17 protein-coding genes are annotated in these 20,406 nt (G+C 70.6%); 4 read left to right on the top strand and 13 right to left on the bottom strand.

Annotated elements, in window-relative coordinates; all coding sequences use genetic code 11:
* Window positions 1–106: 106 nt before the first annotated feature.
* From ABC271_RS04710 to ABC271_RS04685, 6 genes are all read right to left on the bottom strand, one after another.
* Window positions 107–2,116 carry a hypothetical protein gene (locus ABC271_RS04710; protein WP_412923735.1) on the bottom strand — a complete coding sequence of 670 codons (2,010 nt, stop codon included), beginning with the start codon at window positions 2,114–2,116 and terminating at the stop codon, window positions 107–109.
* Window positions 2,117–2,255: 139 nt separating this feature from the next.
* Window positions 2,256–3,323: a glycoside hydrolase family 130 protein gene (locus tag ABC271_RS04705; RefSeq protein ID WP_412923734.1), complete on the bottom strand. Its 1,068-nt coding sequence runs from the start codon at window positions 3,321–3,323 to the stop codon at window positions 2,256–2,258.
* A gap of 2 nt (window positions 3,324–3,325) precedes the next feature.
* Entirely contained in the window at window positions 3,326–4,153 is an 828-nt protein-coding gene (locus tag ABC271_RS04700; RefSeq protein WP_412923733.1) for a carbohydrate ABC transporter permease, read from the bottom strand.
* Window positions 4,150–5,124: a carbohydrate ABC transporter permease gene (locus ABC271_RS04695; protein WP_412923732.1), complete on the bottom strand. Its 975-nt coding sequence runs from the start codon at window positions 5,122–5,124 to the stop codon at window positions 4,150–4,152. Before ABC271_RS04695 ends, ABC271_RS04700 begins: the two co-directional genes overlap by 4 nt.
* A gap of 1 nt (window position 5,125) precedes the next feature.
* Window positions 5,126–6,409, bottom strand: coding sequence for an extracellular solute-binding protein (locus ABC271_RS04690; protein WP_412923731.1), 1,284 nt, complete (start codon window positions 6,407–6,409; stop codon window positions 5,126–5,128).
* A gap of 38 nt (window positions 6,410–6,447) precedes the next feature.
* Window positions 6,448–7,473 (bottom strand): LacI family DNA-binding transcriptional regulator, encoded by a 1,026-nt coding sequence (locus ABC271_RS04685; RefSeq protein WP_412923730.1) that lies wholly within the window; start codon window positions 7,471–7,473, stop codon window positions 6,448–6,450.
* 180 nt (window positions 7,474–7,653) lie between these two features.
* On the opposite strand from ABC271_RS04685, the gene ABC271_RS04680 reads away from it, so the two are divergent.
* Window positions 7,654–9,081 (top strand): dihydrolipoyl dehydrogenase family protein, encoded by a 1,428-nt coding sequence (locus ABC271_RS04680; protein ID WP_412923729.1) that lies wholly within the window; start codon window positions 7,654–7,656, stop codon window positions 9,079–9,081.
* A gap of 46 nt (window positions 9,082–9,127) precedes the next feature.
* Complete coding sequence (locus ABC271_RS04675) at window positions 9,128–9,643, top strand: DUF1697 domain-containing protein (protein ID WP_412923727.1); 516 nt, start codon at window positions 9,128–9,130, stop codon at window positions 9,641–9,643.
* 156 nt (window positions 9,644–9,799) lie between these two features.
* On the opposite strand, the gene purH is transcribed toward ABC271_RS04675, so the two are convergent.
* The 4 genes from purH to ABC271_RS04655 form a co-directional block, all read right to left on the bottom strand.
* Window positions 9,800–11,410 (bottom strand): bifunctional phosphoribosylaminoimidazolecarboxamide formyltransferase/IMP cyclohydrolase, encoded by a 1,611-nt coding sequence (gene purH, locus ABC271_RS04670; RefSeq protein WP_412923726.1) that lies wholly within the window; start codon window positions 11,408–11,410, stop codon window positions 9,800–9,802.
* A 56-nt stretch (window positions 11,411–11,466) separates the two neighbouring features.
* A complete protein-coding gene (purN, locus tag ABC271_RS04665) occupies window positions 11,467–12,066 on the bottom strand; it encodes a phosphoribosylglycinamide formyltransferase (protein ID WP_412923725.1) in 600 nt (199 codons plus the stop codon).
* 5 nt (window positions 12,067–12,071) lie between these two features.
* Window positions 12,072–13,565: a cell division protein PerM gene (locus ABC271_RS04660; protein WP_412923724.1), complete on the bottom strand. Its 1,494-nt coding sequence runs from the start codon at window positions 13,563–13,565 to the stop codon at window positions 12,072–12,074.
* 139 nt (window positions 13,566–13,704) lie between these two features.
* A complete protein-coding gene (locus ABC271_RS04655) occupies window positions 13,705–14,142 on the bottom strand; it encodes a nitroreductase family deazaflavin-dependent oxidoreductase (protein WP_412923723.1) in 438 nt (145 codons plus the stop codon).
* 63 nt (window positions 14,143–14,205) lie between these two features.
* Here ABC271_RS04655 and ABC271_RS04650 point away from each other — a divergent pair, with 63 nt between their 5' ends.
* Window positions 14,206–15,657, top strand: coding sequence for an NCS2 family permease (locus tag ABC271_RS04650; protein ID WP_412923722.1), 1,452 nt, complete (start codon window positions 14,206–14,208; stop codon window positions 15,655–15,657).
* 195 nt (window positions 15,658–15,852) lie between these two features.
* Here the strand turns inward: ABC271_RS04650 and sucD are convergent, their stop codons facing one another.
* The 3 genes from sucD to ABC271_RS04635 all read right to left on the bottom strand — a co-directional run bounded on the left by sucD (window position 15,853) and on the right by ABC271_RS04635 (window position 18,920).
* A complete protein-coding gene (gene sucD, locus ABC271_RS04645; RefSeq protein ID WP_412923720.1) occupies window positions 15,853–16,755 on the bottom strand; it encodes a succinate--CoA ligase subunit alpha in 903 nt (300 codons plus the stop codon).
* Between the two features lie 30 nt (window positions 16,756–16,785).
* Complete coding sequence (gene sucC / locus ABC271_RS04640; protein ID WP_076491137.1) at window positions 16,786–17,949, bottom strand: ADP-forming succinate--CoA ligase subunit beta; 1,164 nt, start codon at window positions 17,947–17,949, stop codon at window positions 16,786–16,788.
* 122 nt (window positions 17,950–18,071) lie between these two features.
* A complete protein-coding gene (locus tag ABC271_RS04635) occupies window positions 18,072–18,920 on the bottom strand; it encodes a hypothetical protein (RefSeq protein WP_412923719.1) in 849 nt (282 codons plus the stop codon).
* 190 nt (window positions 18,921–19,110) lie between these two features.
* Between ABC271_RS04635 and ABC271_RS04630 the strand changes: the two genes are divergently transcribed.
* Entirely contained in the window at window positions 19,111–20,352 is a 1,242-nt protein-coding gene (locus tag ABC271_RS04630) for an NAD(P)/FAD-dependent oxidoreductase (RefSeq protein ID WP_412923718.1), read from the top strand.
* Window positions 20,353–20,406 lie beyond the last annotated feature (54 nt).

Here is a 20,406-nt window from a genome sequence, read left to right as displayed (position 1 = left end):
CCGCGACGGGCTCACCGCGGACGGGTTCGGGGCGGTTCTTCGGTTCGGGGCACGAAGTGCACGCCCCGAACGAAGAATCGCGCCCCGAACCGGGGTCACCCGAGACTCAGCGCTCGGCGACCGCGAAGCCTCCCGCGGGCAGGATCACCGAGATCTCGCCGTCGAACGCGGTCGTGCGCCGCAGCGTGCCGCGGGCGTCGTAGACGCGGACCGTTCCGCCTCCCGACACGATCGTCCGCTGGGGGGACGGGGCACTGGACTGGATCAGTTCGCTGCGGCTGTCGCCGCCCTCCAACACCAGGCGCGACACCCACGGCCGCACGATGAGCCCGTCCAGCACGAGGTCGCCGCGCAGCGCGGTGACGTTCAGCTCGGTTCGGCGCTCGGGCACGGCTGCGGTGAGCGCGTGCGGCAGCAGCGCGCCGGGCGTCGGCGAGATGCCCTGCGCGGGACCCGTGACCTTGAGCACGCCGTTGCCCCGCCATCGCGAGATCGAGGTCTCCCCCGACCGCGAGAACACGACCGGCTCCACCCAGCGCCGCGAGTCCGAGGGACCGAGATCCCACGACGCGCTCTGTCCGGGCTGCAGGGTGAGCGCGTCACCTGACCAGCTCGACTCCCCCGTCCACGACTCGGGCGCCGACACGGTGCCGTCGGTCGCCGTGGCATCCTCGGCCTGCACGAACTCCAGGCCCACGCGCTCGGCGACGGACGTGAGCGCGGTCGCCCGCGCGGCGATGCCGGGATGGGCGTCGAGCGCGAGAGCGGTGAGCAGGCCGTGCATCGTCGACTCGGCCCCGCTGTTGCGGTTCACCGTGCCGTCGGGCTGCAGGCCGTCGAACGTCACACCCGTCGCGGGGTCATACATCCGCGCGCCGGCGTGATTGCCGCCGAAGAACCAGGCCGCCTGGATGCCGGCGAGGTCGGCGAACGCGCTCGATCCGGTGGTGTCGGCGAGCGCCACGAGCGACTGCACGCGCGAGTCCGCACCGTACGCGATCTGCACCCGGTCGGTGGGGCTCGGGAACCAGCCGTTGTCGGGGCCACCCGCGGTCAGCAGCGTCGTGGTGAAGCCGGTGGCGTCGGCGATCGCGGGGTCGGCGAGTGCGGGGTCGTCGAGCACGTCCGCGGCCACGGCGAGCGCCGCGGGCATCTGCGAGCCCCACGCGTGCCACATGGCCGGCGACTGCGCCCATGGCAGCACCGCGCCGTACGGCCACTCACGGGAGGACCCGGATGCCATCGCCGCCACACCCTCGGCGAGCTGACGCGCCGCGGTGGTCGAGGATTCGTCGCCGGCCCGCACGGCGGCGGTCAATCCGAGGACGGCTTCGGCCGAGGCATCCGCGCCGTCGACGATGAGCCAGGCGGGCACCCGCATGCCGTCGGACTCGACGTACTGTCCGTACTTCGAGAGCACGTCGCGCTCGATCGCGCCGCGCGACAGGGCCAGGCGCTCCTTCAGGAACGCGGCGAAGTCGGGGTCGTCGGCGGCGAACGCGGCGTACCCCTCGCCGAGCGCCCACACCGTGCGAGCGAGCCAGTAGCTGGGGCCGGAGTCGGACGGGTCGGGCAGCTCCACAGGCTCGGCGGACGGGTTCAACTCGCCGTCGGGCTGCATCCACAGCACGACGTTGCCGGCGTCGGGGCCGTCGAGGGTCTGGTGATACGCGACCGTGCGGAGCAGCTCGTACGCCTTGTGGCGGCTGTCGGCGTCACCGGTCTGCTGCCAGTGGCGGAGGTACACCACGGCGGCGCGGGTGGTGTCGTCGGCGTTGTACGCGCCCTGACCCCAGTCACCGGTCGCGGGGTCGAGGGTGCCGCCGCCGACGCGCTCGAACGTCCCGCCGTCGCGGGCGTCGGCGTAGGTCCACGGCGCGAGGAGCATCGGCTCCTCGGCCAGGCGGTAGGTGGTGTGACCGGCGACGTCCGCGGGCGGCGTGGGGTCGCCCAGCAGGAAGTCGAGATGGTCGAGGTTCGTCAGCGGCCCGGCCGGGGTCGCGGCCGCCGGGGCGGTGGTGGGCGCCAGAGCCGACGCGGGGGCGGCGCTCAGCGGCACCGCCAGGGCGACCGCGCCCGCGAGGGCGAGGCCGCGCGCACTCCATCGTGCGTTCATGGGGGGATCCTTTCGATGGGGGTGGGGCACGACTCCCACGATCGGTCGCCGGCGCGTCGAACGGACGCTGCCGGCAGATCGCAGGAGTCGTGACCGCGCCGCGCCCGAGCCGCCACTGGCGTCGGACGCGACGCGGGCCTCAGTCGGTGCGCTCGAGCAGGGCGACGCCGATCTTCGAGTCGGCCATGCCGTAGAACACGAAGTGACGGCCGTCGATCTCCTCGATCGCGGTCGGGAAGACGACGTTCGGCACGATGCCGCTGCGCTCGTCGTCGGTCTCGGGGGCCAGCAGCGGCTCGGGCGTCCGGGTGATCACGCGGCTGGGGTCGTCGGCATCCAGGATGAGAGCGCCCGCGGCGTAGTTGACCTTCTGCTGCTGCGAGAACGCGCTGTCGATGACGCCGGTCACGCCGTGGTGCAGCACGAGCCAGCCCTCGGGGATCCGCAGCGGCGGCGGCCCCCCGCCGATCTTCACGGCCTCGAACGGGAATTCGGGGCCCGCGACGAACCGGTGCTGCTCCCACAGCGCGAGGTTCGCGAGGTCTTCGCGGACGGATGCCACGGGCACGTAGCTGATCCAGATCGACTGCCGCGGGTCGTCGATGCCCGCCGGCACCCGCACGCCCTGCCCGGGCTTGGTCTCGCCGAGGTCCCACATGGGGCGGTGGAGGACCGCGAACGCCTCGGTGCCGTCGGGGGCCGTGACCGGTTCGGGGAAGAAGACCGTGTCCTTGTTGTGGAACAGGTTCAGGTCCATGTCGAGATCGTCCTGGTACCGGAACAGCACGGGGCCGAGGCGACGCCACTCGCGCAGGTCTTCCGACACGGCGAGAGCCGTGCGCGGACCCAACGGGCCGTACGCGACGTACGTCATGACGTGCAGCCCGAGGGCCTCGACCCACGTCGTGCGGGGGTCTTCGGTGCCGGCGTTGTCGGCTCCGCGCTCCCACCCCCGGTCGGGCTCGAGCACCACGCCCTCGCGTTCGACGGCGACGGGCACGCCGTCCTCGACGACGACGCGGGCGATGCCCACGCGCGAGACGTTGCCTTCCGCGACCAGACGCGGGAGCAGATACAGCTCGCCGTCCGGGCCACGGCCCGAGGCCGGGTTGAGCACGCCCTCGGCTTCGTCGGTGTTGCCGGGCTCGGGGGTCATCACCACACCCACACGTGTGAGGCGGTAAGGGACGGGGGAATCGGGGGTCATTGTCATCCTTTCACTCCGGATCCGAGGTCGTTCGAGGTGAAGTAGCGCTGGAAGATCAGGAACAGCGCCACGGCGGGGGCGGCGAGCACGACGGCGCCGGCCATCATCGCGCCGAAGGGGTTGGCGGTGGAGGCCGCGATGGTGGAGATGAAGTTCGCCAGCGACACCGCCAGCGGCTGCATCGTGGCGTCCTTCGTGATGAGGAAGGGCCACAGGAACTCGTTCCACGGACCGATGAAGGTCAGCAGGACGGCCGTCAGCAACGCAGGGCGCACGAGCGGCAGCGCGACGCTCCACAGCAGCCGGAACTCGTTGGCGCCGTCGATGCGGGCGGCGTCGAACAGCTCCTTGGGGAGCTGCAGGAAGTACTGCCGGAAGATCACGACGGCCGTGGAGTTGATGAAGAACGGCAGGATCATGCCCAGGTAGCTGTCCGACAGGCCGTAGTCGCGGGCGATCATCACGTACAGCGGGATCATCAGCAGCTGGAACGGGATCACCTGCACCAGCAGCACGAGCGCGAAGGTCGCCGACCGGCCGCGCCATTTCAGCACCGCCAGCGCGTACCCGGCGAGCACGCCGAACACGATCGTGCCGAGGATCACTCCTCCGGTGAAGATGCCCGAGTTGACCAGGCCCTTCAGGAGGTTGATGCGCCCGTCGATCGCCGTGTAGTTCTCGAGCGTCAGGTTCGACGGGTGCGGGAACGCGCCCGCGATCGAGGTGTCGGGGCTCGTCTGCAACGAGCCGACCACCATGTAATAGAACGGGAACAGGAACGCCAGGGCGCCGAGCGTCAGCACACCGTAGGTGACGACCTTGGTCCTCATGATTCCTCCCTCCCCACGAACCGGCGCTGGAGCGCCGCGATGATCAGCACGAACACGATGAGCACCACCCCGATGGCCGCGGCCACGTCGGGATTCTGCTGTTCGATGCCCTTCTGGTAGATCAGCAGCACGGGCGAGGTCGACGCACCGTTGGGTCCCCCGCCGTTGGTGAGCAGGTAGGGCTCGGTGAAGAGGTTCGCGCCCGTGATCGTGGCCAGCAGAACCACGAGGAACGTCGCCGGACGCACTCCGGGCACCGTGACGGAGAAGAACTGCCGGATACGTCCGCCACCGTCGACGGCGACCGACTCGTGGAGCTCACGCGGAACGTTCTGCAGCGCGGCGAGGTAAAGCAGGATGTAGAACCCGAGACCCTTCCACGTGACGAACAGCGCGATCGTCGGCATCGCCAGGGCGGAGTTCACCAGCCAGGACGGGCTCGGCGCGAGCGGGCCGAGCGCGTTGTTGATCATCCCCGAGTTCGAGAACAGGAACAGCCACACCGCGACCACGGCGACGGATGCCGTGACGTAGGGCACGTAGAACGCGACGCGGAAGAACGCGCGGGCGCGCACCACTCGGTCCAGGGCCGTGGCCAGCACGATCGAGAGCACCACCGTCAGCGGGACGTTGATGAGCAGGAAGATCCCCACGTTGCCGAACGACCGCCACACGGCGGGGTCGCTCAGCGCCGTGACGTAGTTGTCGAGGCCGACGAACGGACGGTCCACCTTCGCGCCCGGGGCGGTGAAGAAGTAGTCGTGGAACGACATCCACACCGCGAACACGATCGGGTAGGCGAACACCACCCCGATGAAGATGACGTACGGAGCGGAGAACAGGATGCCGAGCGGCTGCGCTCCGAAGGGACGGCGCCGCTTCTTCCTGGCATCCCCCGCTCCCCCCGCCCGACCGGGCAGGCCGGGGTCGCCCCCGGTCCTCCCGGTCGGGCGGGTGAGGTCGGCGGTCATGTCACTGCCCCGCCGTGAGCTGGTCGATCTGGGTCTTGGCATCCGAGAGGAAGGTCTTCACGTCTCCCTCGCCGAAGATGACCGCCTTGGAGTAGCCGTCGCGGAACGCCTGCCAGATCTCGACCGAGTTGGTGACGTTCGGCACCTCCACGGTGCGCGCGGCCTGGTCGCCGAACTGCTGGTATGCCGGGTTGGCGCTGAAGTAGTCGGCGTACGTGGTGGTCAGGTCGGTGCGCAAAGGCATCTGACCCGTCTCCTCGAGCCATTTGCCGTCCTGCTCCTGGCTCGTCGCGAACTTCAGCACATCCCACGCGGTGCCCTTGTTCTCGCACGCGGTGAAGAGGCCGACGTTCTTGGCGTCGCTGAAGGTCCACGTCTGGTCGGCCGCTGTGCCCTTCTCGGTCGGCACGGGCACGGCACCCCAGTTGACCTTGTCCTTATAGACCGACACGGCCCACGGCCCGACGATGGCCATGGCGGCCTTGCCGTCGGCGAACGCGTCGCCCTGATACTGCTCGTTGCCGGCGAGCTGGTCGGCGTAGATCGTGCGCCAGAAGTCGGCGACGGCCTCACCGTCGGCGTCGTCGAAGGTGGCCTTGCCGTCCTCGACGAGCTGCTTCCCCCCGGTCTGGGCGGCGTAGAGCGGGTAGAAGTCGAACCACGACTGGAAGAACTCGCTCGTGGGCGCGGGGTTGATGGCGTAGTCCGAGACGCCCGCGGCCTTCAGCTTCTGCGCGGCGCTCAGGAACTGGTCGTACGTCGACAGCTGCGGGTTCTCGGGGTCGAGCCCGGCCTTGGCGAACAGGTCCTTGTTGTAGAAGATCATCACGGGGTTGCTCTTCCACGGCAGCTGGTAGAAGCCGCCGTCGTCCGACCGGTACTGGTCGGCCAAGTCGCCGCTGCGGTCGGTGATGTACTGCTCGCCGTCGGGGAACTCCGACAGGTTCACGAGCCCGCCCTGACGCTGGAACCCGGGGACCGCCGCCGGCGAGGTGTTGAACACCAGGCACGGCGCGTTCCCGGCGGTGATCGCCGCGCCGATGACCTCTTCGCTCGAGGAGCCGGCGGGGATCTCCTGCGCGGTGATCTGCTCGTCGGGGTGGTCGGCGTTCCAGGCCTCGACCATCTGCTGGCCCCAGGCGATCTCGGCCTCGTTGTTGGAGTACCAGATCGTGATGGGGCCTCTGGCGTCCAGGCCCGAGGCACCTCCGCCGCCTCCGCTGCACGCGGAGAGGGCGAGGATGCCGGTGGCGGCTACTGCTGTGGCGAGAATGCGTCGTCGCATGTCTTCCTCCTTGTGGGGCGGGCGGGGGCCCGCGGGTGTCAGCTTCGGTTCGGCGCCGCGGTGGAGTCGCGCACGCGGAGTGCGGGGTCGGCGAGGACGAGCGCCTCGGGCTCGGCTCCCGCGATGGCCTGCAGCAGCGCGCGTGCCGCGACCGCGCCCCAGCCGCGCGCATCGGTGGAGACGCTGGTCAGCGCGGGGAACAGGTGCCGGCCGAGTTCGGTGTCGTCGAAGCCGGTGATCGAGAGGTCGCGGGGAACGGACAGGCCGCGGCGCTGCGCCGTGCCGAGGCCCGCGATGGCCATGTTGTCGTTCGAGTAGACGATCGCCGTGGGCGGCACGTCCGCGTCGAGCAGGGCGGTGGTGGCCCGCGCGCCGTCGGCCGCGCTGAAGTCGGTCTCGACGACACGGGCATGGATGCCACGCGCCCGCGCCGCGGCCTCGAACGCGGCCGCGCGGTGGCGTCCGTGCAGCATTGCGAAGGGTCCCGCGACGTGGGCGATGTCGGTGTGCCCGAGGTCGGCGAGGTGGTCGACCGCGAGCCGGATGCCGGCGCCGTCGTCGACGGAGACGGACGTGAAGGGGCTGTCGACGTCGGGGACGCCGAGCGTCACGGCGGCGATGCCGAGGCTCGCGACGAGGTCGATGCGCGGGTCGCCGGCGCGGAGGTCGGAGAGGATCACGCCGTCGACGCGGCGATCCGCCGCGAGTCCGCGGTAGGTCTCCTCCTCGTGGCGACCGGGGGTCGCGGCCGCCAGGACGAGCACCTGGCCCGAGACGGAGAACTCGTCCTCGACGCCCGCGATGAACGACGGGAAGAAGGGGTCGGCGGCGATGACGTCGGGGCTGCGGCCGATCACGAGACCGCAGGCGAAGGCGCGGCCGACGCTGAGCGAGCGGGCTCGCAGGCTGGGGCTCCACCCCATCTCGGCGGCGACCGAGAGGATGCGGTCGCGGGTGTCGGGGGCGACACCGGCCCGGCCGTTCAACGCGAACGACACCAGTCCCTTGCTGACCCCGGCGCGGCGCGCGACGTCGGCGATCGTGGGTCGCGTCTCGTTCGTCATGCTTCACCTCGTTGTGGCATCCATCGATCTAAACCGGTTCAGTGATGTAAGGCTAAACCGGTTCAGGGCGAGCGTCAACCCTGGGTGTTCTCCTCCTGGGCGTCGCGTTGCGCCGCACCCTCCGGCATCCCGCGCCGCAACCCCTCCCCGATGTCGCCGGCCGTCGGTAGCGTGAGCGGCATGAGCGAACGCGAATACGACCTGATCGTCATCGGTGCCGGCCCCGTCGGAGAGAACGTCGCCGACCGCGCCGTGCAGGCGGGGCTCTCCGCCGTGATCGTCGAGTCCGAACTGGTCGGGGGCGAGTGCTCGTACTGGGCGTGCATGCCGTCCAAGGCCCTGCTGCGAAGCGGAGCCGCCCTTCGCGCCGCCCGCGACGTCGACGGCGCGAAGCAGGCCGTTACCGGCGACCTCGACGTCGCGGCCGTGCTCCGCCGCCGCGACTCGATGACCAGCAACTGGAACGACGCCGGGCAGGTCTCGTGGCTCGAGGGCGCCGGCATCGAGCTCGTTCGCGGACACGGCCGACTCACCGGCGAGAAGACGGTCCGCGTGACCGCCGACGACGGCACCACCACCGATCTCGTCGCCCGCCACGCGGTCGCGGTGTGCACCGGTTCCGCGGCGCTGCTCCCCGACATCCCGGGCCTGGCCGACATCGAGCCGTGGACGAGCCGCGAGGCCACCGCGGTGCAGAGCGTCCCGGGCTCGCTCGCGATCCTCGGCGGCGGCGTCGTCGGCGCCGAGATGGCGACGGCCTTCGCGAGCCTGGGCGCGCAGGTCACGATCATCGCGCGCTCGGGGCTGCTGGGCGGCACCGAGCCGTTCGCCGGTGAACTCGTCGCCGACTCGCTGCGCGAGCGCGGGGTGACGGTGAAAACGGGGGTGGGTGCCACCGCCGCCCGCCGCGACGACGCCGGGCGCCGCGTCCTCGAGCTGTCCGACGGCAGCGCTGTGACTGCCGACGAGGTGCTGGTGGCCACCGGTCGCGTCCCCCGCACCATCGACCTCGGCCTCGACACCGTGGGGCTTCAGGAGGGCTCATGGCTCGACGTCGACGACACCCTCCTCGTGCGGGGCTTCGACTGGCTCTACGCCGTCGGCGACGTCAACCACCGCGCGCTCCTCACCCACCAGGGCAAGTACCAGGCGCGTGCCGCCGGCGACGTCATCGCGGCCCGCGCGCAGGGCGGCGAGGTGGACGACGCCCCGTGGGGCGCCCACGTCGCGACCGCCGACCACGACGCCGTGCCGCAGGTCACGTTCACCGACCCGGAAGTGGCATCCGTCGGCCTCACCGCGAAGAAGGCCGAGGAGCGCGGACTCACCGTGAAGGTGCTCGACTACGACCTCGCCCACGTCGCCGGATCGAGCGAGCAGTCCGACGCGTACGTCGGCAAGGCGCGCGCGATCGTCGACCTCGACCGCGGCGTCCTCGTGGGCGCGACGTTCGTCGGCCCCGACATCGCCGAACTCCTGCACTCCGCGACGATCGCCATCGTCGGCGAGGTGCCCGTGAAGCGACTGTGGCACGCGGTCCCCTCGTACCCGACGGTCAGCGAGGTGTGGCTGCGCCTTCTCGAGACTCTGGGCCGCGATTCGGCGTAAGTCTCCGAGACATCACGGCTCCTCACCCGCGAAGGAAGAAGACGGGATGCCGAAGGCCATCGCACTCATCCGCGGTGTCGGCGGACCCACGGCACTGAAGATGCCCGCGCTGCGCCAAGTGCTGGCGTCCGCGGGGCTCGGTGGGGTCGTCACTTTGCAGGTGGCGGGGAACGTCGTGCTCGACGACGGGGGCCGCTCACACGACGAGACGGCCGAGACGATCCGGGATGCGGTGCGCCGGGCGTTCGGCCACGACCTACCGGTGATCGTGCGCTCGCACGCCGAGCTTGCCGACGCCCGCGCCCGCAACCCGTTCGCCGACGCCGCGGAGGGGCGGTGGGTGCAGACGGTCTTCCTCGACGCCGCGCCCACCACCGTGCTGGCTGTGCCTCCCGGCATCCCGGAAGAAGCCGTTCTCGACGGGCGCGAGGTGTTCGTGCGCTACCCCGAGGGGATCGGCGGGTCGAAGCTGCAGGCCGGCTGGTTCGAGAAGCGTCTCGGCGTCACCGGTACCGCGCGCAACGCCAACACGATCGCCAAGCTGATCGACCTGAGCGCCTGACACCCACCCGCCGCCCCACCCGCGCACGCGCTCTGCTGCCGCACGCCCACGGCGATAAACGCCGATTCTTCCCAGACTCGCCGCGCCGCAGCGTGTCTCGCGAGAAACCGCGTTTATCGCGAGGGAACAGCGCGTTTATCGCGAGGGAACAGCGCGTCAGTGGAAGAAGTGGCGCTCGCCCGTGAAGAACATCGTCACGCCGGCGGCGCGCGCGGCGTCGATGACCTCGGCATCCCGCACCGAACCGCCCGGCTGGATGATCGCCGAGATCCCGGCGTCGATGAGCACCTGGGGCCCGTCGGCGAAGGGGAAGAAGGCGTCGGATGCCGCGATCGAACCGGCCGCACGGTCGCCCGCGCGCTCGACGGCGAGGCGGCACGAGTCGACGCGGTTGACCTGACCCATGCCGATGCCGACCGTCGCCGAACCCTTCGCGAGCACGATGGCGTTCGACTTCACGGCGCGGCACGCCTTCCAGGCGAAGATGAGGTTCGTCATGTCCTCGTCGGCGGGGCGCTCCCCCGAAACGAGCTCCCAGTTCTTCGCGACCGACTCGATGTCGGCGGGGAACCGGTCGGCATCCTGGAGCAGCAGGCCGCCCGAGACGAGGCGCACGTCCATGGGCTCCTGACGCCAGTCGGCCGGGAGCTGCAGCACGCGCAGGTTCTTCTTGAGCTTGAACACCTCGAGCGCTTCGGGCTCGAAGTCGGGCGCGATGATGACCTCGGTGAAGATGTCGCGGAGGTTCTCCGCCATCTTCAGCGTGACCGTGCGGTTTGCGGCGATGACGCCGCCGAACGCCGAGACGGGGTCGCACTCGTGCGCGCGCAGGTGCGCCGAGGCGATCGGGTCGAGGGCGTTCGGGGCCGCCACAGCGATGCCGCACGGGTTGGCGTGCTTGATGATCGCGACGGCCGGCTTGACCATGTCGAACGCGGCGCGCAGGGCGGCGTCGGCGTCGACGTAGTTGTTGTACGACATCTCCTTGCCCTGCAGCTGCGTCGCCTGGGCGATGCCGTGTCCGCCGACGCGGGTGTAGATCGCGGCGCGCTGGTGCGCGTTCTCGCCGTAGCGGAGGGTCGACAGACGCTCCGCCTGGATCGTCAGGTGCGCGGGCAGGTCGATGTCGTCGCCGATCGTTCCCTCGGCGAACCAGGTCGAGACCGCGGTGTCGTAGGCGGCGGTGTGCGAGAACGCCCGCGCGGCCAGTTCGCGACGCTGCACGAGCGAGGTGCCGCCGTCACGTCGCAGCGACTCGACGATCGCCGGGTACGACTCGGGCGAGACCACGATCGCGACGTTGGCGTGATTCTTCGCCGACGCGCGCACCATCGCGGGGCCGCCGATGTCGATCTGCTCCACGACGTCGTCGCCCTCGGCACCGGATGCCACGGTCTCGACGAACGGATAGAGGTTCACGACCACGAGTTCGAAGGGCAGGATGCCGAGGTCTTCGAGCTGCGTCTCGTGGCTGGCGAGCCGCAGGTCGGCGAGGAGGCCCGCGTGCACGTTCGGGTGCAGCGTCTTCACGCGCCCGTCGAGGGACTCGGGGAAGCCGGTGATGGCGGAGACGTCGGTGACGGCGAGCCCGGCGTCGCGCAGCAGCGTCGCGGAACCGCCGGTCGACACGATCTCCACACCGGCCGAGGCGAGCGCCTGCGCGAATTCCAGCAGGCCGGTCTTGTCGCTCACCGACACCAGCGCGCGGCGGATCGGGACGACGTCACGGGGACGGTAGTCGGCGGGGTCGTGGCGGGGTCCGGCCATGGCTGCGGCTCCTGTGTCTCGTGGGGTGCGGAACGCGGGTGTAAGCCCGCGGGGGTTCAAGGGTGGCGGGATGCCGTGGCATCCAGGTCGAGGTCGCCCTCGGCGATACGACGGACGACATCGATGAGGAGGCGCCGCTCGACGGGCTTGATGCGCTCGTGCAGGGCGTCCTCGTCGTCGCCGGGGAGGACGGGGATCCTCTCCTGCGCGAGGATCGGGCCGGTGTCGACGCCCGAGTCCACGACGATGACGCTCGCGCCGGTCTGCGCGACGCCCGCTCGGAGAGCGTCGCGGACGCCGTGCGCGCCCGGAAACTCCGGCAGGTAGGCGGGGTGCGTGTTGATGATGCGCGGCTCCCACTCGGCGACGAGGTCGGCGGGAAGCAGTCGCATGAGTCCGCTCAGCACGACGAGGTCGGGCTGCCAGACGCGCAGTTGCGCCCCGAGCTCGGCACCCCACTCGGCGCGCGATTCGAAGGCATCGAACGGGACGAGGAAGGTCGGGATGCCGAAGTGCTCGGCGTGGGCGAAGCCGTCGGCTTCGCGATCGGCACCGACCGCGATCACGCGCGCCGGGAAGTCGGGGGCGGCGGCCGCCTCGAGCAGGGCGCGGAGGTTGGAGCCGGTGCCGGAGATGAGGACGGCGACCGTGAGCACGGGGGTCAGTCTACGGGGCGGGCGTCTCGGCCACCGGTCGCGTCGGTGTCGGGGGCCTGCCCCCACCCGTCCGGCAGGGGCTCGGCGCGCGACCAGGCCTCGCGGATCCGGGCCTGCACGTCGTCGTCGGCGGCGTCGACGGACGGCGCGGGGGTGGTCGTGTCCTCGAGTCGGTGATCGGCGATCCACGGCGCCGCGGCCGCCGCGGTGAGCATCGCTTCGGACGGGCGATCGCGGAACACGCCCACGGTCTCGGGCACGCGGTCGGCATCCGTTCGCTCCTGCGACGCGCGCCGTGGAAGGGAGGTGCGCGGCGCGAGCAGCAGGATCGCGAGGCCGACGAGGACCTCGAGACCGAGCGCGAGCGCAAGGGGCCCGGGCTGCGGGCCGGTCTCAGCGAGTCTGCCCGGGCCGACGGACCCGCCCGAGAACACCGCGATCAGGGCACCGATGCCCCCGGTGAGGGCGGCGACCGCAACCGCGACCGTCACCCGCGGCGCGACCGGCTCGCGGCCGTCGCGCTCCGGCATGTGCGCACGGAGGATCCACCCCGTCACCGCACCGACGGCGACCGGCAGCAGGGCGAGGAGCAGGAGCCATGACGACGACGTCTCGGGAATGATTCCGAGGATCGGGATGCCGGGCAGCGCTCCGACCTGGGTGGCCGCGGGGGTCACGGCCGTGTCGGTTCCGAGCGCGAACCCGGGGCCGGCGGCGAACGCCACCGCCCACAGCACGAGTGTCGGGAGGTAGACGAGCTGACCGAGGGCGAGCACAGTCGCACCGATCGCGTCGACGTTGCTCGCCTGGAACAGCGCGATGATCTGCGTTCCCCGGGCGAGGAGCCCCGCGGTGACGACGACACCGCCGACGGCCACGAGACCCAACGTCGTGAGCGCCGCACCGCGCAGCGCCAGGGTCGGAACGAGCGCCCAGGCGGTCGGCATCCGATCGCGCCAGGCACGCAGGCGGTCGACCGGACCGTCGTCGCCCACCCGCCACGCGCCCGCGAACGCGCCGATCAACGACGGGGCGGCGAAGATCAGGGCCGGGAACAGAATCGCCTGCCAGGTTTCGAACGACACCAGCGGAGCCGTAGACGTGAACGCCACGAGGGCCGCGATTCCGGCGAAGACGAGGGATCCGGAGAGCCACCCGGTGAGCGCGGCCCCCGACTCGGCGCCGCGGATGCCGGACCGGGCGGCGAACAAGCCCGTGAACGCGGCGAACGCGAGCGGCGCAAGGGACAGCGTGAAGGTCGCGAGCGACGGGTCGACGCCGGTCGCAGCGAGGTAGGCGTCCGGCAGCGTCACCGTGACGGGGACGAGGTGACCGAGATGCCACACGGCGGCGGCGGCGGGCCAGAGGGCCGACCAATCGGCGTCGCCCAGCGCGACCACCCACAGGAGCGCGAGCGGGGCGAGCACGACGGCGATGCCGACCGCGGCGGCCAGGAGCGCGTCGAGGGCGGCGAGGAGGGCGACGAGGAGACGATGCATGAGCAGACCGACCCTACCCGCGCTGTCCCGCCGGGCCCCTCAGGCGCGGCGGCATCCCCCTCCGTCACCCGCGTGAGGGGTCAGTTTCCGTCGCTTGGAGGGCTTCGCGGCGACAAAAATGACCCCTCACGCGAACGGATCAGTCGACCGGCTCCAGGACGAAGATCTCGATGCGACGCTCGGTCTTCTTCTGGTACTCGGCGTAGTCGGGCCAGACGGCGACGGCACGGTCCCACCACTCGTCGCGCTCGGCGCCGTCGGCCTGGTGCGCTTCGTACTCGCGCTTGACGTCGCCATCCTGGAGCTCGACACGCGGGTTCTTCACGAGGTTGTAGAACCACGCGGGGTGCTCGGGGGCGCCGCCCTTGGATGCCACGACGAGGTAGCGGCCGTCGTGCTCGACACGCATGAGCGCCGTCTTGCGCAGCCCACCCGTTTTTGCCCCCACGGTGGTGAGGACGATGATGGGAACGCCGCGCAGTTCGGCGCCTTCCTGACCCCCGGTGGCCTCGAAGGTCTCGGCCTGCGAACGGGCCCATTCGCTGGTGCTGGGCAGATACTGTCCTGAAAGCGGCATGTCCCCCACGATACGGCCCGTTTCCGCCCTCGGCACCGACTCATCCCCCCTCCTGGAGCCCCCATGAGCACGCCCGCTCCCGAGACCACCACCGCCCCCGCACCGAAGAACGCGCTCGATCGGTTCTTCGAGATCACCGCCCGGGGTTCCTCCGTCAGCGCCGAGGTGCGCGGCGGGGTGGTGACCTTCGTGACGATGGCCTACATCGTCATCCTGAATCCGATCATCCTGTCGGGCACCCCCGATGTCGCCGGGAACGCTCTGGGCTTCCCGCAGGTGGCGGCGGTCACGGCCCTCACCGCCGGCGTCATGACGATGCTGTTCGGCCTCGTCACGCGCCTGCCGTTCGCGTTCGCCGCCGGTCTCGGTATCAACTCGTTCCTCGCCGTCGGCATCGTCGGCGGCGTGACGTGGCCCGAGGCCATGGGCCTCGTCGTCATCAACGGGCTCATCATCGTGCTGCTCGCAGTCACGGGCCTGCGTCGCATGATCTTCGAGGCGGTGCCGCTCGCTCTCAAGACCGCGATCACGGTGGGCATCGGCCTGTTCATCGCGTTCATCGGCTTCGTCGACAGCGGCCTGGTCACCGCGACGGGCCTGTCGTCGCCGCCCGTCGGACTCGGCGTTCAGGGATCCATCGCCACGATCCCCACCGCGCTCTTCGTCCTGACGCTGCTGATCACCGCCGTGCTGATGGTGCGGAAGGTCAAGGCGGCGCTGTTGATCGGCCTGCTGAGCGGCACCGTGATCGCCGTGATCGTCGAGGCCGTGGCCCAGCTCGGCGCCCGCTCCGCCGAGAACCCCGGGGGCTGGGGTCTCAGCGTCCCGACCGTGCCCGCGCAGTGGGTCGGGCTCCCCGACCTGTCGCTGGTCGGCCAGGTCGACCTCTTCGGCTCGTTCGGCCGCATCGGCGTGCTCGCCGCGCTGATGCTCGTGTTCACGCTCGTCTTCACCAACTTCTTCGACGCCATGGGCACGATGACCGGCCTCTCCCGCGAGGCGGGCCTCGCCGCCCCCGACGGGACGTTCCCGCGGCTGCGCTCGGCCCTCATCATCGAGGGCATCGGTGCCGTCGCCGGCGGTGCCACCTCGTCATCGTCGAACACCGTGTTCATCGAGTCCGGGTCGGGCATCGGCGAGGGCGCCCGCACGGGTCTGGCGAACGTCGTCACCGGAGCGCTGTTCCTCCTGGCGATGTTCTTCACGCCGCTGACGAGCATCGTGCCCACCGAGATCGCCGCCGCCGCGCTCGTCATCGTGGGTGCGCTCATGATGGGCCAGATCCGCCACGTCGACCTCAGCGATCTGTCGGTGCTGATCCCGGTGTTCCTGACCGTGACGATCATGCCCCTGACCTACTCGATCGCCAACGGCATTGGCGCGGGCTTCGTCAGCTGGGTCGTCATCCAAGCCCTGTCCGGTCGCGCACGCCGCGTGAGCCCCCTGCTGTGGATCGTCGCCGCCGGCTTCGTCGTGTTCTTCGCGCGCGGCCCGGTCGAGGCGCTGCTCGGCTGACCCGCGGCCCGGCCCGCTTCACAGCGCGAGCGCCCACGATCCGGCCGAGCGCCCACGATTCGGCCGACCCGACCGTGTGCGCTCGACCCGAACGTGTGCGCTCGACCGGGGCCTCGACCCCGGGGCGCCGCGAACACGCGAGGCACGCGAAAGGGCCCGGATGCCAGTGGCATCCGGGCCCGGAAACAGAACCGCTTAGAGGGCCTCGATGATCTCGCGCATCAGGGCGGCGGTCTCGGACGGCGTCTTGCCGACCTTGACGCCGGCGGCCTCGAGGGCCTCCTTCTTCGCCTGGGCGGTACCGGCGGAGCCGGAGACGATGGCGCCGGCGTGGCCCATGGTCTTGCCCTCGGGGGCGGTGAAGCCCGCGACGTAGCCGACGACCGGCTTGGTGACGTTCTCGGCGATGAACGCGGCCGCGCGCTCCTCGGCGTCGCCGCCGATCTCACCGATCATGACGATGGCCTTGGTCTCGGGGTCGGCCTCGAACGCGGCGAGCGCGTCGATGTGCGTGGTTCCGATGATCGGGTCTCCGCCGATGCCGATGGCGGTCGAGAAGCCCAGGTCGCGCAGCTCGAACATCATCTGGTAGGTCAGGGTGCCCGACTTGGAGACGAGGCCGATCGGGCCCTTGCCGGTGATGTTGGCGGGCGTGATGCCGACGAGCGCTTCACCGGGCGTGATGATGCCGGGGCAGTTCGGGCCGATGATGCGGGTCTTCTCGCCCTTCGACTTCGCGTACGCCCACGCCTCGGCGGTGTCTCCGACGGGCACGCCCTCGGTGATCACGACGAGCAGCGGGATCTCGGCGTCAATGGCCTCGACCATCGCGTCCTTCGTGAACGCCGGGGGCACGAACGCGATCGACACGTCGGCGCCGGTCTCGCGGATGGCCTCTTCGACCGAGGCGTAGACGGGCAGTTCGACGTCGTTGCCGGCGGCATCCTTGTGCGTGACCGTCGTGCCGGCCTTGCGGGCGTTCACGCCGCCGACGACGTTCGTGCCGGCCTTGAGCATGAGCGCGGTGTGCTTGGTGCCCTCGCCGCCGGTGATGCCCTGGACGATGACCTTGGAGTCCTTATTGAGGTAGATCGACATAGTCCTAGTTCCTTGTTCCGATGCCGCGGCTCAGGCGTTCGCCAGCTCGGCGGCCTTGTCGGCGCCCTCGTCCATACCGGCGGCGAGCGTGACGAGCGGGTGGTTGGCGGCGGCGAGGATCGCGCGACCCTCTTCGACCTGGTTGCCGTCGAGACGGACCACGAGCGGCTTGGTGGCGGCGTCGCCGAGGATCTCCAGCGCCTTCACGATGCCCTCCGCGACAGCGACGCACGAGGTGATGCCGCCGAAGACGTTGACGAAGACGCTCTTGACCTGCTCGTCTCCGAGGATGACGTCGAGACCGGCGGCCATGACCGTCGCCGAGGCGCCGCCACCGATGTCGAGGAAGTTGGCGGGCTTGACGCCACCGTGGTTCTCACCGGCGTAGGCGACGACGTCGAGGGTCGACATGACCAGGCCCGCGCCGTTGCCGATGATGCCGACCTGACCGTCGAGCTTGACGTAGTTGAGGTCGTGCTGCTTGGCCTTCGCCTCGAGGGGGTCGGCGGCATCCTTGTCTTCGAGCTCTTCGTGCTCGGGGTGGCGGAAACCGGCGTTCTCGTCGAGCGAGACCTTGCCGTCGAGAGCGATGATGTCGCCGTCCTCGGACTGGATGAGCGGATTCACCTCGACGAGCGTGGCGTCCTCGCCCTTGTAGACGTTGAAGAGCTTGACGAACACGTCGGCGACCTTGGGGGCCAGCTCGTCGTCGAACTTCGCGGCCTTCGCGATCTCGAGCGCCTTCTCGGGCGAGATGCCCTCGAGCGGGTCGACCTCGACCCGGGCGAGAGCTTCGGGACGCTCGACGGCGAGCTCCTCGATCTCCATGCCGCCCTCGACGCTGGACAGCGACAGGTAGGAGCGGTTGGCGCGGTCGAGCAGCACCGAGAAGTAGAACTCCTTGGCGATACGGGCGCCCGCGGCGACCATGACGCGCTTGACGACGTGACCCTTGATGTCGAGGCCGAGGATGGCCTGTGCCGCCTCGAACGCCTCGTCGGGGTTCTTCGCGACCTTGACGCCGCCGGCCTTGCCGCGGCCTCCGGTCTTGACCTGAGCCTTGACGACGACGACTCCGCCGAGCTTCTCCGCGGCCGCCTTCGCCTCCTCAGGGGTGTCGGCGATGATGCCGGCGAGCACCGGCACCTCGTACTTTTCGAACAGGTCTCGTGCCTGGTACTCGTAGAGATCCACGGATGATCCTTCGCTGGGCGATCGGTGGTGGGAGATGGCGGGATATCTCTCGATATCAAGAGATCTCGCCCGTCGTCCACCCTACTAGACGGGGCTGAACGGCCCGGACGAGAACTCCACGATCAGGGGAGGAAGAGGGCCGTCGTGCTCGTGCGCCACAGATCGCCGTCGCCGCCGGCTTTCCACACCACGGTGAGCGGCACAGTCCCGCTCGCCAGCTGCTCGGTGTCGACCGGGATGTCCCATCGGAGCTGATCCTCACTGGATGCGAGGGACGCCGCCGCCTCGGTGGTCCCGAGGTAGGCGGTCAGCTCATCGGGGTACCCGACGAGGTTCTCCCCCGCGTCCTCTGCCAGGTCGGTGAAGATTATCGCGGCGGGCGCGCTCGGATCGAGTGGCGCGACGTCGCGAACGTCCTCGGGACCGGCGGCGGGGTTCACCCATTCGTAGGGGCTCTGTCCCGTGGGGGGAACGCCGGCGTCGTCGATGCGCGCGTCTCCGTCTGCGGGCCGGACCAGCCAGGCGTCGGCGATGCGGTCTCGGACGGCCGTCACGAGCACGGACCCGGCGACGGGGCCCTCCGTCGCCTCGATCACACCGTCCGTACCGAGATACCCCGCGGCGGCATCCGGTCGGACGATGCCGGATGCCGCGGCATCCGCGAACTGCTGCTCGGAGCCGACGGCCGTCCGCGCGCCGTCCGACAGCAGCGCGTAGGCGTCCGTCCACTGCTCGGCCTGCACGGCCGACAGGTAGCTCTTGACGACCGCGATCGCGTCGTCTTGCGACACCGCGGCGTCCGACGCGGGAGGCGTCGCCGTCTCGCTCGACGTCGGCGCGGATGCCGACGCCGCCGGGAGAGAGGTCGCCGGGGCGGCGTCGGGAGAGCCGACGCACCCGGCGAGCAGCACTCCCGCGGCGGAGGTGGTGAGGACGGCGGACAGAATTCGATGGGTCGTCTTCTGGCTCATGCGTCCACGCTAGGGACGGCCGATCACGTCCCTCTCGCGGGTTGCCACGGCCACTCGACCGTGAGAGGGTGCCGCCCGGGCGGGGGCCGATACCCGTCGCTGCAGCTTTCGACGCTCGTCGCAGGCGCGACCGCCGGCGTTGGGCTAGTTTCGGGCGCACCCGTCCCGCGCACCACGAACGGCAGACGCCATGAGCGACAGAATCGCGCCCCGCCTCCATCTCATCGACGTCGCCGAAAGCCGCGACGGCTTCGCCCTTCGGGACTACCTGACACGCAGTGCTCTCGCGTTCACCTCCGAGACGGTGACTCCGGCATCCGTGAGCGTGGTCCACGGCGTGGATCTGACGCACCGGAGACTTCCCCTCCTGATCATCGACGACAGCGTGGTGATGGAAGACCCGTCGCCGGCCGAGGTGGCGACGCAGCTCGGCTGGGTGATGCCGCCCCGGCGGCAGACCTACGACCTCCTGATCTTCGGGGCCGGGCCCGCCGGGCTGTCGGCGGCGGTGTACGCCGCGTCCGAGGGGCTCAACGTCGCCGTCATCGAACGGGACGCGGTCGGAGGACAAGCCGGCTCCAGCAGCCTCATCGAGAATTACCTCGGCTTCCCGGACGGCATCTCCGGCGCAGAACTCGCCGATCACGCCCGCCGGCAGGCCGTGCGCTTCGGAGCGGAGTTCATCCTCATGCGCGAGGGGGTCGACCGGACCTTTCGCGACCACGATGTCCGCGCAGTCCTCGCGGATGGTTCTCGACTGACGGCGGACGCAGCCGTGTGCGCCACCGGCATCCAGTGGCGGCGCTTGGGACTGGCGCGCGAAGAGGAGTTGGTCGGGGCGGGCGTCTACTACGGCGCCGGCACCAGCGAGGCGCCGGCCTGCACCGATCAGGACGTCTACGTCGTGGGCGGCGCGAACTCCGCGGGCCAGGCCGCGATGAACCTCGCCGCCTACGCGCGACGTGTCACCCTGGTCGTGCGGGGTCCCTCTCTGTCGTCGACCATGTCGAGCTACCTCTCGACCCGCGTGCTCACGCACCCCCGCATCCGGGTGCTCACCGACACCCGTGTCGTCGAGCTGGACGGCGACACACGACTGCGGCAGATCGTCCTGGACGAGAGCGGAACCCGCACGACGCGGGATGCCCGGCACCTCTTCGTCTGCATCGGAGGGGAACCCAACACGCGGTGGGCGGCGGAGACGGACGTCGAGCTCGACGCCCGGGGTTTCGTCGCGACCGGGCCAGACCTGACCGCGGAGCAGCGGGCGGCGTGGCCGCTGGCGCGGGACCCCTTCTTCCTGGAGACGTCCGTGCCGGGGATCTTCGCGGCCGGCGATGTCCGCTCGAACTCGATCAAGCGGGTCGCGTCGGCCGTCGGCGAGGGGGCCATGGCCGTCACGCTCGTCCATCGATACCTGAGCGGGGGATGACGACGTCGAGTCGGGCCTGCCATCTTGAACGGGCGCCCCATGGATCGGCGCGGG

The organism is Microbacterium canaveralium (genome assembly GCF_047238045.1).
Taxonomy (GTDB): domain Bacteria; phylum Actinomycetota; class Actinomycetes; order Actinomycetales; family Microbacteriaceae; genus Microbacterium.
Note: the sequence above shows the minus strand (reverse complement) of the source record. Positions and strands in the feature narration are given on the sequence as shown.